The organism is Methylomonas subterranea (assembly GCF_024505185.1).
Classification (GTDB): Bacteria; Pseudomonadota; Gammaproteobacteria; order Methylococcales; family Methylomonadaceae; genus Methylomonas; species Methylomonas subterranea.
On sequence record NZ_JANIBJ010000009.1, the window covers coordinates 23,858 to 40,883 of the forward strand.

Annotated in this window: 12 protein-coding genes; 4 read left to right on the plus strand and 8 right to left on the minus strand. The window is 55.2% G+C overall.

Annotation, left to right across the window (positions count from 1 at the left end; all coding sequences use genetic code 11):
* Positions 1-206 precede the first annotated feature (206 nt).
* Positions 207-506: a J domain-containing protein gene (locus NP590_RS06230; RefSeq protein WP_256601425.1), complete on the plus strand. Its 300-nt coding sequence runs from the start codon at positions 207-209 to the stop codon at positions 504-506.
* Between the two features lie 57 nt (positions 507-563).
* On the opposite strand, the gene NP590_RS06235 is transcribed toward NP590_RS06230, so the two are convergent.
* Positions 564-1,031: an Lrp/AsnC family transcriptional regulator gene (locus tag NP590_RS06235; RefSeq protein WP_256601427.1), complete on the minus strand. Its 468-nt coding sequence runs from the start codon at positions 1,029-1,031 to the stop codon at positions 564-566.
* 162 nt (positions 1,032-1,193) lie between these two features.
* On the opposite strand from NP590_RS06235, the gene leuA reads away from it, so the two are divergent.
* Together leuA and NP590_RS06245 are read left to right on the plus strand one after the other, a co-directional pair.
* Positions 1,194-2,867: a 2-isopropylmalate synthase gene (gene leuA, locus NP590_RS06240; RefSeq protein WP_256601428.1), complete on the plus strand. Its 1,674-nt coding sequence runs from the start codon at positions 1,194-1,196 to the stop codon at positions 2,865-2,867.
* 312 nt (positions 2,868-3,179) lie between these two features.
* Positions 3,180-3,983, plus strand: coding sequence for a class I SAM-dependent methyltransferase (locus tag NP590_RS06245; RefSeq protein WP_256601429.1), 804 nt, complete (start codon positions 3,180-3,182; stop codon positions 3,981-3,983).
* A gap of 140 nt (positions 3,984-4,123) precedes the next feature.
* Here the strand turns inward: NP590_RS06245 and NP590_RS06250 are convergent, their stop codons facing one another.
* From NP590_RS06250 to ilvE, 4 genes are all read right to left on the minus strand, one after another.
* Positions 4,124-6,454: an NACHT domain-containing protein gene (locus tag NP590_RS06250; protein WP_256601432.1), complete on the minus strand. Its 2,331-nt coding sequence runs from the start codon at positions 6,452-6,454 to the stop codon at positions 4,124-4,126.
* 430 nt (positions 6,455-6,884) lie between these two features.
* Positions 6,885-7,376 carry a cupin domain-containing protein gene (locus NP590_RS06255; RefSeq protein ID WP_256601433.1) on the minus strand — a complete coding sequence of 164 codons (492 nt, stop codon included), beginning with the start codon at positions 7,374-7,376 and terminating at the stop codon, positions 6,885-6,887.
* Positions 7,377-7,551: 175 nt separating this feature from the next.
* Positions 7,552-8,052 carry a DinB family protein gene (locus NP590_RS06260; RefSeq protein ID WP_256601434.1) on the minus strand — a complete coding sequence of 167 codons (501 nt, stop codon included), beginning with the start codon at positions 8,050-8,052 and terminating at the stop codon, positions 7,552-7,554.
* The gene (ilvE, locus tag NP590_RS06265; RefSeq protein WP_256601435.1) at positions 8,049-8,924 is read right to left on the minus strand and encodes a branched-chain-amino-acid transaminase; all 876 of its coding nucleotides are present in this window, start codon (positions 8,922-8,924) and stop codon (positions 8,049-8,051) included. The genes NP590_RS06260 and ilvE overlap by 4 nt, the downstream gene beginning before the upstream one ends.
* Before the next feature lie 148 nt (positions 8,925-9,072).
* On the opposite strand from ilvE, the gene NP590_RS06270 reads away from it, so the two are divergent.
* Positions 9,073-10,485: an aminotransferase-like domain-containing protein gene (locus NP590_RS06270; RefSeq protein WP_256601436.1), complete on the plus strand. Its 1,413-nt coding sequence runs from the start codon at positions 9,073-9,075 to the stop codon at positions 10,483-10,485.
* Positions 10,486-10,562: 77 nt separating this feature from the next.
* Here the strand turns inward: NP590_RS06270 and NP590_RS06275 are convergent, their stop codons facing one another.
* Genes NP590_RS06275 through NP590_RS06285 form a run of 3 tightly spaced genes read right to left on the minus strand, consistent with a single transcriptional unit; the run spans position 10,563 to position 17,025 of the window.
* Complete coding sequence (locus NP590_RS06275) at positions 10,563-11,534, minus strand: tetratricopeptide repeat protein (protein WP_256601437.1); 972 nt, start codon at positions 11,532-11,534, stop codon at positions 10,563-10,565.
* The gene (locus tag NP590_RS06280) at positions 11,534-15,073 is read right to left on the minus strand and encodes an eCIS core domain-containing protein (RefSeq protein ID WP_256601438.1); all 3,540 of its coding nucleotides are present in this window, start codon (positions 15,071-15,073) and stop codon (positions 11,534-11,536) included. Before NP590_RS06280 ends, NP590_RS06275 begins: the two co-directional genes overlap by 1 nt.
* A complete protein-coding gene (locus tag NP590_RS06285; RefSeq protein WP_256601439.1) occupies positions 15,073-17,025 on the minus strand; it encodes an ATP-binding protein in 1,953 nt (650 codons plus the stop codon). The genes NP590_RS06280 and NP590_RS06285 overlap by 1 nt, the downstream gene beginning before the upstream one ends.
* Position 17,026: the final 1 nt, after the last annotated feature.

The window sequence follows — 17,026 nt, forward strand, 5'->3', positions numbered from 1 at the left end:
CTGCCCTCCTGTCAATCCATGACAAGAATGTCAGCTGGATGCTCAACCCGTCCCCCATCCCCCCTTGGTTATATTTCTGTAAGAATTTGTTTCGTAAGATTGATTTCCCGCATGGCACCGGCATTGCTTCGCAGCTTCCGTTTTAGTGCCGCAACTGTAGTTTCGCATTCGCCGCCTAAATCAATATTTATTACCAGGGGCAATTCATGCAGAAAAATCAAACTTATTACGACACATTAAAAGTAACTCGCGACGCACCCACCGCGGTAATTCAAGCTGCGTTTAAAGCCTTGATGCAACTAAATCATCCGGAAAATTTCACTGGCAGAGAGGATGAATCGGTATTGATTGCCATACAGCTGCGGGAAGCATACGACGTATTGAGTACCTCCGAAACCCGCGAGCAGTATGACCGTTGGCTGGATAAAGAAGCCGGCAAGTCTAATGCCGCAACCGACACCGATAGCCAAGATTACGTAAAATCGGCAAACCGAATAGCCGCGTGAAAGGAGTGTAATTTCAAAGCAGCTCACCCAAACGGCAGCGGACAGGATTGGAATCGCTCATACCCCAAGCGGTAACGCCGTCTTATCCACCACCCGCCGCAACACGAAACTGGAATGCACCCCACTGACACCCGCAATGCCGGTGATGCGTTTCAGCAGCAATTCCTGGTAGGCGTCCAAGTCCTTGACCGCCACCTTGAGCTGGTAGTCGGCGGCCTGGCCGGTGATCAGCAGGCATTCCATCACTTCCGGAATCCCGGCAATGGCCGCCTCGAAGGCGCTGAAACGTTCTGGTGTGTGTTGGTCCATCGAAATATGGATCAAGGCCATCAGTGTCAGACCCAAGGCTTTGGCGTCCAGTAGCGCCCGGTAGCCGACGATCAGGCCGCCCTCCTCCAACGCCCGCACCCGCCGCAGGCAAGGCGACGGCGACAGGCCGATGCGGTCGGCCAGTTCCTGGTTGCTGATACGGCCGTCGGCTTGCAGGATGTTCAAGATTTGAATGTCGTATCTATCCAGTTCCATAAAATATCCCTTATTCTCATAGCAAAACAATTTAACAACGTATTTCTATATACATTGGCAATATTCTATCAATGATTGGCATTTTAGATGGCATAAACGCAATCGCCTAGCGGACGGTTTGGCTTATCTTATCGGCACCCCATTTACCGAGAGCAGCTAGCCATGTTGACCGACCCTTCCCGCAAATACCGCCCATTCCCGCCGATTGCGCTTGCCGACCGGCAATGGCCCAATCGCACTATCGAAAAACCGCCGATCTGGATGAGCACCGATTTGCGCGACGGCAACCAAGCCTTGTTCGAACCGATGAACGCCGAACGCAAACTGCGCCTGTTCCGCACCTTGTGCGGCATTGGTTTCAAGGAAATCGAAGTGGCGTTTCCGTCGGCCTCGCAAACCGATTTCAATTTCGTGCGCCGCTTGATAGACGAGGCCTTGATACCCGACGACGTGACCATCGAAGTGCTCAGCCACGCCCGCGAGCCGTTGTTGTGCCGCACTGTAGAAGCCGTATACGGCGCACATTCGGCCATCGTCCATATCGTCAACGCGACCTCCCCAGCGTTTCGGGACCTGGTATTGGGCATGAGCCGGGACGAAGTATTGGCAATGGCCGTCGATGCGGTGCGGCTGGTCAAACAATTGACCGCCGACCAGCCGGACACCCAATGGCGCTTGCAATACAGCCTGGAAACCTTCACCGCCACCGAACCGGATTTTGCCGTGGAGGTGTGCGATGCGGTCAGCGCCGCCTGGGGCGCGACGCCGGACAATAAGATCATCTTGAATTTGCCGTCGTCGGTGGAAACGGCGACGCCGAACGTCTACGCCGACCAGATCGAATGGATGCATCGCCATATCGCCCGCCGCGACAGCGTCATTCTCAGTGTACATCCGCACAACGACCGCGGCACGGCGGTAGCCGCCGCCGAACTGGCGTTGATGGCCGGCGCCGAGCGCGTCGAGGGTTGCTTGTTCGGCAACGGCGAACGTACCGGTAACGTGGATTTAGTGACCCTGGCGTTGAATCTGTATACCCAGGGGGTGGCGCCGGGCTTGGATTTTTCCGACATCAACGCAGTGGTGCGCGACTTCGAGGCGTGTACCGGTTTGACAGTGCCGCCGCGCCAACCCTATGCCGGCGAGTTGGTGTTCACCGCGTTTTCCGGATCGCACCAAGACGCCATCAAGAAAGGCTTTGCCGCGCGGCAGCCTGATAGCGTCTGGAATGTGCCCTATCTGCCGTTCGATCCGGCTGATGTCGGCCGTGGTTACGACGCGGTGATCCGCATCAACAGCCAGTCCGGCAAGGGCGGTATCGCCCATTTATTGGCAAGTCATTACGGCGTCGTGTTGCCGCGCCGTTTGCAGGTGGAGTTTTCGCAAGTGGTGCAAGGCCATGCCGACCGCCAGGGCGGCGAAATCGGCGCGGAACAGTTATGGCAGTTATTTGCCCAGACTTACCTTGATGTGGCAAAGCCGTTGCGTTACCTCGGCCATCAATTGTTCGAGCATGCGCAAGGCCAAGGCATACAACTGGAAATCGAATGGAACGGAGAACCGCACGCTTTAACCGGCGTGGGTAACGGCCCGATAGCCGCGGCCGTCCTGGCTTTACGTTCATTCGGCCAGTTCACGGTGAACAGTTACGAGGAACGCTCGGTCGGCAGTGGCGGCGATGCCCAGGCCTGCGCCTTTGTCGAACTCACGGCTGCGAACGGCCAAACCGCCTATGGCGTCGGCATGGACGGCAACATCGTCAGCGCATCGATCAAGGCGCTGATCAGCGGCTGCAATCGCTTAGCCGACGCTAGCGGCTGGCAACGCCGCGCTTGAAAACGGCTTATTCATTAACCCAACCCTATTTATGACGGCTGCTCTGTTCGGTCTGAGCGTGTCGAAGCCAGATGGGGAGCGCCCTTCGGCGAGCTCACGGCGAACGGCATTAAAGGGCTGGGTTAATAAAGCAATGCCGTTAAGTTAAGCGTCTTCCCCCTTTGAAAAAGGGGGATCGAGGGGGATTTATTCGAACAAATCTCCCCCAGCCCCTCTTTTTCAAAGAGGGGAGCGGATGAAGATTTAGCTTAACTAAACGACATTGGTTAATAAAGCAGCCGCAAACCCTACCAAAAGCAACAGGAGACAACCTTGAATACTTACCGCTGGAACGCCCAGAAATATGCCCAAAACTCGCAAGCCCAACAGCAATGGGCTAAAGAACTGATAGCACTGTTGCAGCTAAGCGGCCACGAAACCGTACTGGACTTGGGCTGCGGCGACGGCAAAGTCACGGCGGAAATCGCCCAAATCGTCGACCGAGGCACGGTGGTCGGCATCGATAACTCGGCAGCGATGATAGCGCTGGCCCAAGGCCGATACCCGGACCAGCAACATCCCAACCTGTCGTTCCGGGTCATGGATGCCGGGAATTTGAGCTTTACCGAGTGTTTTGACGTGGTTTTCTCCAACGCTGTATTGCACTGGGTCAAGCAGCATCAACCGGTGATCGACGGTTTATACCGCAGCTTGAAAACCGGCGGCAAAATCCTGCTGCGCATGGGCGGCAAAGGCGATGCCGCCGGCATACGGGTTGCGATTGACCGGGTCAAGGACTCGGAGCCATGGTCGCGGTATTTTATCGATTTCGAGTTTCCGTATACCTTTCCAGCGGTCGATGAATACCGGGTGATGCTGGAATCCACCGGCTTTACCGTCAAACGGCTCGAACTCGTCGCCAAGGATATGCCCCATGACGGACGGGATGGTCTGGCGAGCTGGATTCGAACCACCTGGCTGCCTTACACACAACGGCTTCCGGAAGACCTTAGAGAATCGTTTATCGAAGCGGTTTGTTCGAGTTATCTGGATCAAGTGCCTTTAAGCGCGGATGGCAAAGCCCATGTGGCGATGGTCTTGCTGGAGGCTGAGGCGGTGAAATTGGCAAAACGTTAACCCTAGTAGACCAGACGAAAAGAAAAATCTGATGGCAACAACCCAACCATAAGCGAATGTAGGTGCGGTGAGTTTACGCAGCGCACCAATCGCGAACGATGCGCTTCACGCTGTTCGGCATATCCTACGGCCCAAACATGCTAAAGCAATTTGACTGCTAACAACAATTCGTCTTTGCTAACTGACGGTGCATTTAGTATTTGCTCAACACGATTTGTATTCTTTCTGACTGGATGCACAATTTGATTAAAGATTCTTACAAATCCATGTTTTTCCATAAGGTTTAATACCGGTGGAATATAGTCCGCTACATCATTTTTAGTTATCCCTCGACTGAATGCCAGAATTTTACGCCCAGCGCCGGATTGACGATAAAGTTTTCTAAGTATCGTCAATAACGCTTTTACCTGTGGCTCTAAATCCGATTGGAGGACAGCACTGGTAGTACCCATATTATCAAATTCAACCACCTCACACGACTTCTCAAATAACTTTTCTGGCAACCCCATTTCATTTGCAACGCCTCCAATTCTGTTAATGATGCAGTTTCGAAAAGTAATATCAAAATCAACGCTTAGTGCCCCAACTGACACTTCGTCAATCAGGCAGTTTAAGAAGGTAACTTTACGAAAGTTACAATCTTCTAAATCTAGCCTTTGAAATAAAGCTGATTCAATAACTACTCCGTAACAATCTAAAACATGCTCTTCCTCCTTTGCCATTTCTGCAGAAACAGCAAAGCAATCTGCAATGAGTTGCAAATTAGCAGGCGTTTTTGCTTCATTAGATAACCGTTCAACGATTGAAAAAGGAGTAGAGCTTGTAGCACCATTTCGCCTTAGTAAATATGACGCCATACTTACGGACTTGGATGAAATTGCTGATAGAGGTGCGGGCCCTATATTTGAGTATTGTCCCCAAATAACTCGTGCAAGGGCTCCACCTTGTAATGCGGCTAACATATCCTGATCCACAAATGATCTGGAACCCGCTTCTTGGTCACGCTGAGTTAACCCTGGCAGTCTCTGCAATTGAGCCAATACACCTTCACCAGCAGATTGCTCCGTCTCAATGTTATAAGTAGTTGCTAAGTCATTCCCAGTAATTGGCCCATTTCCAGATGGAAGAGATCTAACAAAAAAAGCAAGCCGCTCCATTACGCACCTTAAAACTTGAGCATCCATTACCGATCGCTCCAGATCTGATTCTCGATGAGCAATTTTTGAAATAAATGCGTCCCACGCATACCCATATCCTTCTGAAGAATCTATATCAAGTATTTCATTCAAAAGATTATTTTGGATTAAGTATGAAAGAATCAAAGGTTTTCGTGGCAGCCAGTCTGGCAAAGGGTGTTCAATTCCATTCTTATTTAAAAATAAATTTGCGCCATCTTCTGTAAACTCATCCAATCTAACTAATTTATAATTATCTCCCGTAATTCCCAATGCATGTTTTAATTCCGACATGTTGTCAAAATAATGATCTCTACCGCATATTAATGCGCCTAACCCTGTAGGTAGTTTTGTCAAAAAATCCCTAACCCCTGTTAGTGCCATTCGTCTTCCTTCTTTCATGAAATTAATATCATCCTTCCTTACAATGGCTTGAGAGGCCACTTCATCAAAACCATCCAACAACAAACAAGCGACACCCGCTCGCCAAGCAATAACTAAATCTTCCTTCGGAGTAAAACCAATGGATCTGGCATGACGCTCAAGTATCTCATCGAAGTATTCTTGCCCCCAATGTTCACGTAGGTTTAAGCAAATCGGTACTAATGAATGATCGGAAGTTCGATATTTTGACGCGATAATTCTGAATATCTCTCTAGTTGTTAAGCTCTTGCCTGCACCAAATGGTGCAACCAATATTACAACGTAGCCTTCTTCGATTAGGTGACATACCTCTTTTATATCAGTAGGAGTATGTCGCTCCTCAATATGACTTCTTTTTTTTCCATTAACCATTACAGATTCGACAATCACCATTGGCAAAGTAGCATAGGCGTCATCGCTTATTGTGATTGAGTTATCTGATGGATTTCGAGCAGAGCCGAATGAAGCAACTTCTCGCTTTGACAGATACGATCTACCGTCAAAAAAACGTTGTTTAAACTGCTCAAGAGTTAAAACAGTTACATTACTTTTTCTGGCATGTTCGATATGTTCAGCATCAAGTTGCTTAGATGTAATTAGCCACTTGGAAACTGCTAATGCTGTTTTACGCTCGATGGTTTCTGCGGCATTCAACTTTTTTGTATCACTCTTCGCCTTCTCAAGTTTAGTGCTCGTTGTTACCATAATGAGATGAGTAACGTCCCTTAGCCTTGCGATGCCGTCAAGTTCACGTACAACAGGATCATTTGGATAATGACTTGGCTGACACGAGCCGGATTCTAATCCCCAAACAGCCTCAGCAATCCATCTAACTTCAGCTTCAAATTGCATATTTACTTTATAGGTTCCCATAGGACTCAGTTATACATATTAAAAAAGATAAAGGGCCGTAGGCTGGGTAAAGCAACGCGAAACCCAGCGAATGCTTTGAAATAACCCAACTCCTTCGTATTCAAAATGTTTTATGAAACTTATCAGTTTTCGGCTGGGTTTCATTATCATTCAACCCAGCTTGCGTAGCTCCGATTAGCGGTAGCGTAATCGGAGGAATGTTGACTTCGAAACGTGCGATTTCGCATGCTTTTATGCCCTTTCGGGCAAATCGCACATTTTAAAGGACAGCTTATTTGCCACTTGTTGTCCATGCAAATCAAATCTTGTTAGCGGCTCGGTTGGATTTACTCAATCACCAACCACCACTGTCCCGTAGTTGCGCCATTCTACGCGATTCGGGTTTTACGTTCACACGCGTCCGCATTGGCGGCGATAAAGTTCAAAGCCCTCAATACGGCGTCCCATCCTTGTGGGAAAACCGAAAGCTGTTATCGACAAACGCCGCTTGCAAGTCGTCGTCCGGGTAGACGACTTGGTCACCCGCGCTGCGGTCGCCGATTTCCAGATAGACGACGTCACTCTCCGATTCGTTGACCAGCCGATGGGCATCGCCGCTGCCGGCTTTAAAGCCGGCGCACATGCCGGGCGACAAGGGCGTGGGGCCGGCGTCGGTGTACAGGGTAGGACAACCTTGCAAGATGTAGATAAACTCGTCCTGCTGGCTATGCGCGTGGCGCAACGCGGAAATCGCGCCGGGCTCTAGCTTGGTCAGATTGACGCCGAAGTTTTGCAAGCCGAACAAATCGCCCAGCGCCCGTTTTTCCCGGCCTTGCAGCCGGTCGCCATGCAAGTCCAAAATGGCTTGCGGATACAGGGATTTTCTTGCCCGCGGCGGCACTTGATCCGCTACGGCGGCAATGGGGACGGCTGAGTCAGTCATTGGAAATGATCCTAAGAGAGTTAAAAATGCTGGCGGTTTACTCCCTCTCCCGCTGGAGAGGGCCGGGGTGAGGAGGCTTAGAGGCAAAATGCATTGTTCTATTTCTCCTCACCCTACCCTCTCCAACAGGAGAGGGGTTTTGTGCTTCGCGCTGAATAGTTACAAAAATACAAGATTAGTCGACAAACGGCGCGCAGATAAAATCGATGGCGCCGTAGTCGCAACCGCATTGGCTCAGCAACGCGGTGATTTGGCCGCGATGGTGGGTTTTATGGATCAACAAGGTGGTCAACATGGTCGCGACACTCAAATCCTTGTCCTGCCCGGTGGACAAGCTGCGAAAGGCGATGCGCCATTGTAAATCGTCGGTTTGCAAGCCTTGAATCCAATCCAGCAAAGCCTGGTCGCAATCGGTTTGCGCCGCCCGTAGTTCGGCGAAATCGGCGTAAAGTTCCAAATCCAAGCGTTGGTATGGCAGCGGTTGACATTGCAAGCGGGCCAGCCAGACGCGGTCGCCCAGCAGCAAATGGTTCCAGGTGCCGTGGATGGAATGAAAAAATACGCCGCGATCTCGTTTACGTTCGTCGTCCGTCAAGCTGGCGCAGGCGACGTACAAACGCTGGTTGACCCACTGGCTGTAACGCGCCTGCAACTGCAAATTTTCCAATAAATTCATCTCTCGCCTCCGCACTCTTGGTCTATGGTCCGCCGAAAGGCCTGTTGCAAGCCTTGGAACACCGGCCCTGGGCAACAAGGCACTGCTCGGCAGTCGATACTGGCGACCGGAATCAGTTCTGCACCGGTGCCGGTCAAGAAACATTCGTCGGCGGCGTACAGGTCGTACACGCCCAACGGCTGTTCGCTGGTTTCGATGCCGTTATCCCGCGCCAACTGTAGCACCAATTCACGGGTGATACCTTCCAACGCACCTTCGCTACATGGCGGCGTTAGCAAGCGGCCGTTGCGGACGATGAACACATTGTCGGCGCTGCCTTCGGCCACCCGGCCTTGGGCGTTGAGCAGTAGCGCTTCGTCGGCGCCGGCATGGTTGGCTTCGATTTTGGCCAGAATGTGGTTCAAATAATTCAGGCTTTTGATGCGCGGATCCAGGCCGTCGGCCGGCAAGCGGCGCACCGACGATACGATCAGCCGCGCCCCGGCCTGTTGACCGATGTCTATCATCGTCAATTGGTCGGCGATGGCGATGACATTGGGCTGCGAACAACTTTTGGGATTCAAGCCCAGCGCTCCGGCACCGCGTGTCACCATCAGCCGGATATAGCCGTCGTCGTCGGCAAAGGCATCAATTAGCCGTTCAATGACCGCCGTTAATTCGTCGCTGGAGAGTGGTATTTCCAGCGCAATCGCCCGCGCAGACAACTGCAGTCGCTGTAAGTGCCGTTGCAGCCGAAAAGCCCGGCGCCGGTAAAAGCGTATGCCCTCGAACACGCCGTCGCCGTAGAGAAGGCCGTGGTCGTTGACCGGAATAAGCGCTTGTTCGGTGGGTAGCAATCGGCCGTTCAGCCAACATAGTGAAGTGGATTTCATCGTCTTGCCCTGTTTGATTGGAGACGCTACTTTAGACTATGATGCGGCGATCTATACAGATGCAAATTCTGTAAATTATATCGATACAATTTTGACTGCTGATAAATTGTATCGATAGTCAAACACCGAAACTGTATTGCTCGCTGCCATGACCCTACGCTACGAAAACCTCGCCGAACATTTGCTCACCGCCATCTCGCAGAATCTGTATCGGCCGGGAGAACGCCTGCCCAGCGTGCGTCAGCTCAGCCAGCAACATCAGGTCAGCACCGCGACGGCGGTCAGCGCATTGCGGCTTTTGGAGGATCAAGGCCATCTCGAAGCCAGACAGCGCTCGGGTTATTACGTCAGACCGCGGCCGCGCAGTCCGCTACAGGAACCGGCGATTTCGGCGCCCCCGCGCGAACCGACGCTGGTGACGGGTCAGGAATGGGTGTTGCGTCTGGTCAAGGCCGCCAACGATCCGAAAATCGTGCAATTGGGCGCGGCGGTGCCGACGGCCTCGTTTTTGCCGACGCAAAAAATGGCTCAACTGTCGGCCAACGTGGCCCGCCGTTACAGCCAACGCATTGCCAATTACGAGTTTCCGCCGGGCGCACCGGAATTGCGCCGGCAAATCGCCCGCCGCATGTCGGAACAGGGTTGTCCGGTCAATGCCAACGACATTCTGATCACCAACGGCTGCCAGGAAGCGATGACGCTGGCTTTAAAAGCGGTTACCCGGCCGGGCGACATCGTCGCGGTCGAATCGCCGACCTTTTACGGACTGCTGCAAGTCATCGAATCGTTGTCGTTGCGCGCGATCGAAATCCCGACCCATCCGCGCGACGGCATCGCGCTGGACGCGCTGCAACTGGCCTGCGAGCAATGGCCGATCAAGGCTTGTATCGCGGTGCCCAACTACAGCAATCCCTTGGGCTATTGCATGAGCGACGAACGCAAGCGCGCGCTGGTGGCGTTGGTCAACCGCCACCGGATCGCGCTGATCGAAGACGACATCTACGGCGACCTGGGTTTCGGCCCGCAACGGCCGTCGATGGCGAAAAGCTGGGACAGCGAGGGCCGGGTGCTGTATTGCTCGTCGTTTTCCAAATCGCTGTGTCCCGGTTTCCGGGTGGGTTGGCTGGTGGCCGGGCCGCACTTGGAACAAACCGAATATCTGAAATACGTCGGTAATCTGGCGACGCCGACCCACGCGCAATTGACGATTGCGGAAATGCTGGCCAAGGGCGGCTACGAACGCCATCTGCGCCAGGCGCGCAACCAATACCGGCAAGCGGTGGAGCGAATGACGGCGGCCATCGGCGCTTATTTTCCGCCCGGCACCCGCGTTACCCAGCCGGAGGGCGGCTTCGTGATCTGGGTGGAACTGCCGGAAACTGTCGATGCGACGGCGCTGAGCCGGCGGGCGTTGCAGCAAGGTATCAGCATCGCGCCCGGCCCGATGTTCTCGGCGACGCAAAAATACCGCAATTTCATCCGCCTGAATTGCGCGGTGGATTGGGACGAGCGGGTCAATCAGGCCTTGGTCAAATTGGGGCAGATGGTCGGCAAGCGATGACCCGGCTGGTCTTTCCCGAATGGGTTGCAACGATTCCAGCTAACGATAGACACTAACAGCCAAACCAACAGCCCCGCTCAATCCCCGGCAAACTCGGCAATCTTCAGCCGATACGGCGAATCGGATTGCTCCAATGCCCGCCAAACTTCAAACGCCCGTGGTTTGTCGCCGGTTTGATACAGGCTCAGACCGTAATAAAACACCACTCTGTCGTTGTGGCTGTCGTTACGATACAGAAACTGCATATGCTCCAAAGCGGCCGGATTTTGATCTTGCGCCAACAACAGCACGGCCAAATCCAACCGCGCGCTGCCCGCATCGGGATAAAAGTTCAGCAAGGTTTTAAAGCAGTCCAGCGCTGCCGGAATATCTCCCAGGCTCATATGAACATAGCCCAAATGCCGCAAGGCGCTGTAATTGGCGGCGTCCAGCGACAGCGCCTTTTGCAGGCATTCCCGGGCGGAGCCGTAATCCTGGCGCAGGAACAGGCTGACGCCCAACTGAGCCCAGGCATCGGCATAACCGGGATTGATTTCCAGCGCTTGCCGATACCAATCGATGGCTTCCGGGTGGCGGTTTTGCATGGCGATGGCGCCGGCCAGCGAGGTGATGACGCGGGCATCGTATTGGGCGTTGCGATAGGCTTGCCGCCAAGCATTTTCCGCGCCGACGATATCGCCCATGTTCAAGCGCAGGCGACCCAGATTATCCCAAACCTGGGCATTGCCAGGATCCAGATTGGCGGCCTTGAGCAATAGGTCCAGGCCGTCCTGCACCGAGCCGGTCATCGCCAGCACCTGGCCCAGGTTGCCGAGAAAATTGGCATTTTTCGGCGCCAGTTCCACGGCCAGTTGCAGGTGCTGCAAAGCCTCTTTCCAATGCCGTTGCTGCGCCAGCAAAAATCCCAGGTTGTTATGACTGGTGGCGTTGTCGGCATCGATTTCCAAGGCTTGCCGATAACAATCGGCGGCCTTGGATAACTTACCCTGCAAATGCAGTTGCGCCCCCTGGGCAATCAGCTCGATCAAACGACTGTTATGTTCATCCATCAGACTATCTTGGAAAGCAAACCGTGAACGATATCGCTCGGAGAAATATCCGGCACCTCGAATTTTACGTCGTCCAGCGAAATATCGAAGGCCTGACCTTCCGTATAGCGTACCGGCAAACTGATGCCGAAACGATAATCCGAACCGAACTGATAGGAGGCCAATTCCCAGCGTTGCTCGTACAAACTGGCGCCCAATGCCGTCACGGCTACGTAGCCTGAAACGTCGAAGGTAAAGCTGGGCTGCGCATGCACGGCCAGATCGGCCTTCAATGCCAAACCCTTGGTGGGCGTCCAATCGATATCGACCGCCGCTTCCGCCGCGCCGGTCACGCCCAGCGTCCCACCGATTTCCAGACCGCCGGTCGCACTGGCGCCGGTGATTCCGAGGCCGATACCGGCGCGCGCCGCCAAACGTAAACCGGCATCGGCGGGTACTTTCAGCGCCGCGCTACCGGTGATTTTGGTATCTTCCTCATGATCCGGATTATAGGTCAGGCCGATTTTCAGTTGTGTCAAGGCGCCAGGACCGATGCCCGCCTTGGCGCCCAGATTTCCCCCTACTTCGGCGACAACGCCGGGTATGATGGGAATCTGGGTGGCCACCCCGAACAGGCGCTTATCGATTTCCTTGCGCGGAAACACTTCCAGAGAGCTGGGCAGGCCCAATTCGCCCGATACCGTGATTTCGCCTTGCTCGTCCAGCGTCAAACCCACCGTGGCCTTGAGCCAGGGCGCCGCCTTGACATCCACCGTGCCGCTCCCCCAAACCGTTAACGGTTCGGCCTCGCCGCCGCCCTCGCCCAACAGGGCCTTGGCGTTTAAATCCACATTACCGGCCAGCATGCCGCGTTTGTAGTTGGCTTTGACCTTACCGGTCAACACCCCGTCCTGGTAATCCAGCTTGATTTTGGCGCTGGCATCCAGACCGCTCAGATCAGGCTCCAGTTCGCCGCCGCCGCCCAGTGTCCAGGCCTCCCCCTTACGGGCGGCGTTGACATTCAATTTGCCGGCCTTGATGCGCGGAATGCTGTCCGACAATACCGCCTCGCCGCCGAGACTGATGTTACCGGCCTCGTCGGCTTGCGCGGATAGGCTGGCGCCCTTGAAGCCGGGTACCGACAGTTCCGCATCGCCGCTAAAATCGATGGCTTTTTTCTGGTCGTCGTAAGCCAGTTTAAAACCGGCTTTTTTGACGCCCTTCAGCGCGCCCGGTTTCAAATTGAGATTACCGGCGGCCTTGAAGCCTTTGGCTGTGTCGTAATTCATGCTGCCGCTACCGCTGAACAGGTCTTTTTCGAACTGTAAATCCGCGCCCAAGTTAAAACCGTCCGCCCGGCCGGTTCCCGTCAATGAGCCCGTGGCCAGTTCACCGATATGAAAGTCAATGGCACCGCCGATCTCTATCCCGCTGCCCGTGCCGATACTCAAGCTCAATGAACTTTCATCGATCTGTATCGGCCCCTTGACGGAGATTTCCTCGGTCGAAAACGTCCGGCTCAAGATAATTTCACCGCCGACAATCCGCAAATCGATCCGTGCGTCGGCCAGTAACGGAATACCGTCGACCTTAAGCCTGCCACCGCCGGCCAAATCGCCGCCGGCATCCATTTCAGCGGAATCCAGTGTTATGGGACTGAGCAAGGAATGATTGAAACCGAATTTGAAGTTGGGCAGGATGGATGCCGGCACCACGGAAGCCAGTAACGGAGCGGAGGGATTTCCTTGCAATTTTAAGGCGCCGGGCACGGCTTTCTTACCTCCCCGGGTATTGACGTTTACATTGATCTCGCCGGAATTCTGGTCCCTATCGAAATGCCCGCCCACCACTTCCAGCCGCTTACCCCACGACCCGGTATTGCTGAATGTTCCATCCGGGTTCAACGGACTGACAAACATCACGCCGCCGCCGGGGCGCGGGAAAATTTTAAGCGTTTTATCGTCAAAAATTTTATCCAATTCCTTGCCCTTGGGAGCCTCCAATCCCTTTAACGTGCTGCCGTCCTCAATATCCTGCTTGTCCCACTTGATGGCCGGATTTCCCTTCATCGGCACATTGTAGGAAACGCCGGTAAATTTGACGTTGTATGCATTGAATATCTCATCGATGGCCGTTTTTACCGGACTTGGCGCTTTTCCAGCGCCACTGCCATCGCCGGCTGCTCCGGCGGCGGCATTCGCCGTACCGGTGTTGGCCGCCGAGGAAGGCTTCGGCAACTCCTTGCCAAGTATTGCCGGTGTTTCGCCATTCTCGGGAGCCTCGATAGGCAAAGCATTACGTACCCTCGCCTCCAGTGCCTTATCGATGCGGGATCCGGCGCTCCGGTTAACCGACGCATCCAGCAAGCGCATATTGGCGCTGCTATTCGTGCCGCCCAGTTGAATCTCGCGGATATGATCGACATCGAAATTATTCAATGCGCCGTTTTCATCCCACCAGGGTATCTTCAATTGCGGCACCATGTCCTGAATGCCGCCGATCAAATATCCACCTTCCGTGCCTTTTGCCTTAAGTGCATAGACTGAACTTTCCACACCGGGTTGTTCGGGTTTCCTTGCCGCTTTCGCCGTTACTTTGTTGGCGTCCGGAGCCTTCACTTCCGACATCCAAACCTGTCTTTGATTGTCCGGTCTGGGACTGATGCGTTTGCCTTTTTCAATAGTAACGGTGTCTCCGAAAGTATCTTTTAATCCCGGCTTGTCGGGCAAGGCCAACCCTTCTATAAGCAGTGTATCGCCATCCAGCTTGGCTTTGCCCTTGCCTTGCATCGCCGCGGTGGATTTCGGCTTGGCTTTTGCCGGCTCCCGCATCAACCGCCCCATGCCGCCACCCTGCTGCGCGACGTGGGTCAACTCGTGGGCCAACAATTTGCGTCCCTCCGCGCTGTCCGGCGCATACTCGCCGTCGGCGAAAAAGATGTCGTTGCCGACCGTAAAAGCCCGCGCATTCACGGCGGCCGCCAAGTCCGCCGCTTCAGCACCGGTATGGATGCGCACGGCGGATAAATCCGCTTGCAGCTCTTGCCGCATGTCGTTTGCGGCATTCTCCGCCAGCGGCTGGCCCTGGCCGCGCAGGTCGTTGATGCGTTGTTCGGTGCTCGGGTCGATTTGTTCGCTCACCTCAGCGGCTTGCGGCTGGTCACCGGCCGGTTTTTGGTCAAGTGCCTCATCGGCGCTTGCTATCGGCGTGGCGGCGGGTTTTCGCCGCAACGCCGGGTCGGGCGTTTTGTCCCCGGCCGCCGGTTTGAGCGACAAGCTTTGTTGCGGGTCGCCCACATCCTGGCCGGGCCGCAGCGTCGCCCTTTGCAGGCTGTCCCGTTCGGCGAAAGCTGGCGGCTTGGCGGCGCGAGCGACCCGTTCGGCAACCTGATCGGCCTGTTGTTCGTGGGCATCGCCGGGCTGGCTGACTTTCATTTTGGCTTGCATATAACCGGGCACCGTTTTGTCCGCCGCCCTTGCCAGCGGCTTTTGATCCGGCGCGGGATTGGCGGCTTTGTGCAGCGCTTGCGGTTTGCGTTTTACACGCGGCGCGTGTTCCATCATGCCCTCCTGAACCGTTCCAGTTGCGGCGGCAATTGCCGGCCCAGCTTTTGGTATTCCCAGGCCAGAGCCTGTAACACGGCGGCCCTGCCCAGGATATCCCCGTCAAGAACCGCCGCGTTCAGCACGGCATTGCGAATGTAACCGCCCGGCAACTCGCAATGTTGCGCCAACAGTTGCACAAAATCCTCGCCCGGGCCGCGGGCGCCGAAGTGGCTGTGCCACAGCCGGCGCCGCTGTTCGACATCCGGCAACGGAAACTCCAGCACCGCGTCCAGCCGCCGCATGAAGGCCTTATCGATGCGGGCCTGACTGTTGCTGGTCAGAATGATGATGCCGGGATGCTGCTCTATGCGGGTCAACAGAAAATTGGTCAGCATATTGGCGAAACGTTCGCCGACCTCGCCGCCGTCGCTGCGTTTACCGAACAATGCGTCTGCCTCGTCAAGCAACAGCACCACGTCGTGGTCGGCGGCCCGGTCCAGCATCAGACTGAGGTTTTTCTCGGTTTCGCCGATGTACTTGTTCATCACGGCGGCCAAGTCCAGCCGATACAAGGGCGCCGACAGGCTGGTGGCCAGATAGCTGGCCGCCAGGGTTTTGCCGGTGCCGCTCTCGCCGATGAACAAGGCCCGCACCCCCGGGTTTTCCATGGCATCGAAAGTGGGCCCCAGACCACAGCTCATGGATTCGCGGCGCCGGCAGCGCGCAGTCAAATGCCGCAGCTGCTGACTCAAGGCATCCGGCAAAATCAGCATATCGGCATCCACCCGCCGCTCCACCGGCTGGGCCAGCAGGCGCAGATGGTCGGCGCTTTGCGAAAAGCGGGCCTGCAGCAGATGTTTGTCTTGCAAGGTTTCCCGATTTTGCAGCGCCGCGAGTTGTGCCTGTTCCGCGACGGCGACAATGTCCGGAGCGGACAGCTGGGCGGTTTCGGCGATAGCGGCGCTATCGAAACCGGGCAACACGCTCAACCATAGGGCTTGCCTGTGCGGATGCGCCAGCGCGCCGACCGCCAGCTCGGCGACATCCGCCGCGTCGACGCTGCCGTCGCGGCCCAGGATCACCACCACGGGCACATCCCGCAACGCCTCCGGCAGCGTCAGACGTTCGCCCGGCCCGAGTTGCGGCTTGAGTATCGGCAGCCAGTGGCCGTAGCGCGCCAACAAACCCAGTTGCCTATCCCGATAAGCGACGGCATCGATAACAACGGCTCGCAAGCCCAGGTTTTGCGCCAGGCGACCGGCCAGAAGCAGACAGTTTTGCTGTTCGCCGCGCAGCAGCACGCCGCCAATGCGTTGTTGCGCCAGCAAGCGCGCCAAATGCTCGCTGCTTTGCAGCATTTCGGGCGCCAACAGCAGGGTCTTCGGCATGGCCAAGGGCCGGCAGCCGCTCCATTGCATGGCTTTGCCGTTCAGCAACTGCCAAAGTTGCGGCGCCATTTTCAGACGTTGCAAGGGCAAGGGCCCGTCCCCTTCCAATTGCAAAAATCCCTGTTTCAGCAGCACATGTTGAAATAAATCCACCGCCGTGTAATCGCGCCCGAATAGCGTCAGGCATAGCGCGGAAATCAGATGCAGCTCCGGCCGGGGTTGTTGCGGCTGCTGCAATAATTCGATCAGCAAGGCGGCCTGATGATGGCTTTCCACCACCCCGCACAAACTCAGCAGAAAAAAATCGGCGGCATTCAGGCTGAAATCGCGCGCCACCCGGCCCAAGTTACCGGACAGATGGGGCAGACAGGTGTCCAGACTCTCCACCAATTCCAGCCAACTGCGATCAGGCTGTTGCAAGATGCGTTGCAGTTGTTGGGTGACGTTCAATTCCCGCACCAATTCCGGCGTCTGCGGCATCCGCAGGTCGGCGAACATGGCCAGTGCCGTCAACACCAGATTTTCCGCCAATTCCTGCCCGGCCTTTATCATCATTCGTGGCGGCATGGTTTGCGTCATC

What these genes read in the sequence shown, in the direction of transcription:
- NP590_RS06230 (WP_256601425.1), top strand. Translation starts at nt 207, where the DNA reads ATGCAGAAAAATCAAACTTATTACGACACATTAAAAGTAACTCGCGAC.
- NP590_RS06235 (WP_256601427.1), bottom strand. Translation starts at nt 1,031, where the DNA reads ATGGAACTGGATAGATACGACATTCAAATCTTGAACATCCTGCAAGCC.
- leuA (WP_256601428.1), top strand. Translation starts at nt 1,194, where the DNA reads ATGTTGACCGACCCTTCCCGCAAATACCGCCCATTCCCGCCGATTGCG.
- NP590_RS06250 (WP_256601432.1), bottom strand. Translation starts at nt 6,454, where the DNA reads ATGGGAACCTATAAAGTAAATATGCAATTTGAAGCTGAAGTTAGATGG.
- NP590_RS06255 (WP_256601433.1), bottom strand. Translation starts at nt 7,376, where the DNA reads ATGACTGACTCAGCCGTCCCCATTGCCGCCGTAGCGGATCAAGTGCCG.
- NP590_RS06260 (WP_256601434.1), bottom strand. Translation starts at nt 8,052, where the DNA reads ATGAATTTATTGGAAAATTTGCAGTTGCAGGCGCGTTACAGCCAGTGG.
- ilvE (WP_256601435.1), bottom strand. Translation starts at nt 8,924, where the DNA reads ATGAAATCCACTTCACTATGTTGGCTGAACGGCCGATTGCTACCCACC.
- NP590_RS06270 (WP_256601436.1), top strand. Translation starts at nt 9,073, where the DNA reads ATGACCCTACGCTACGAAAACCTCGCCGAACATTTGCTCACCGCCATC.
- NP590_RS06275 (WP_256601437.1), bottom strand. Translation starts at nt 11,534, where the DNA reads ATGGATGAACATAACAGTCGTTTGATCGAGCTGATTGCCCAGGGGGCG.
- NP590_RS06280 (WP_256601438.1), bottom strand. Translation starts at nt 15,073, where the DNA reads ATGGAACACGCGCCGCGTGTAAAACGCAAACCGCAAGCGCTGCACAAA.
- NP590_RS06285 (WP_256601439.1), bottom strand. Translation starts at nt 17,025, where the DNA reads ATGACGCAAACCATGCCGCCACGAATGATGATAAAGGCCGGGCAGGAA.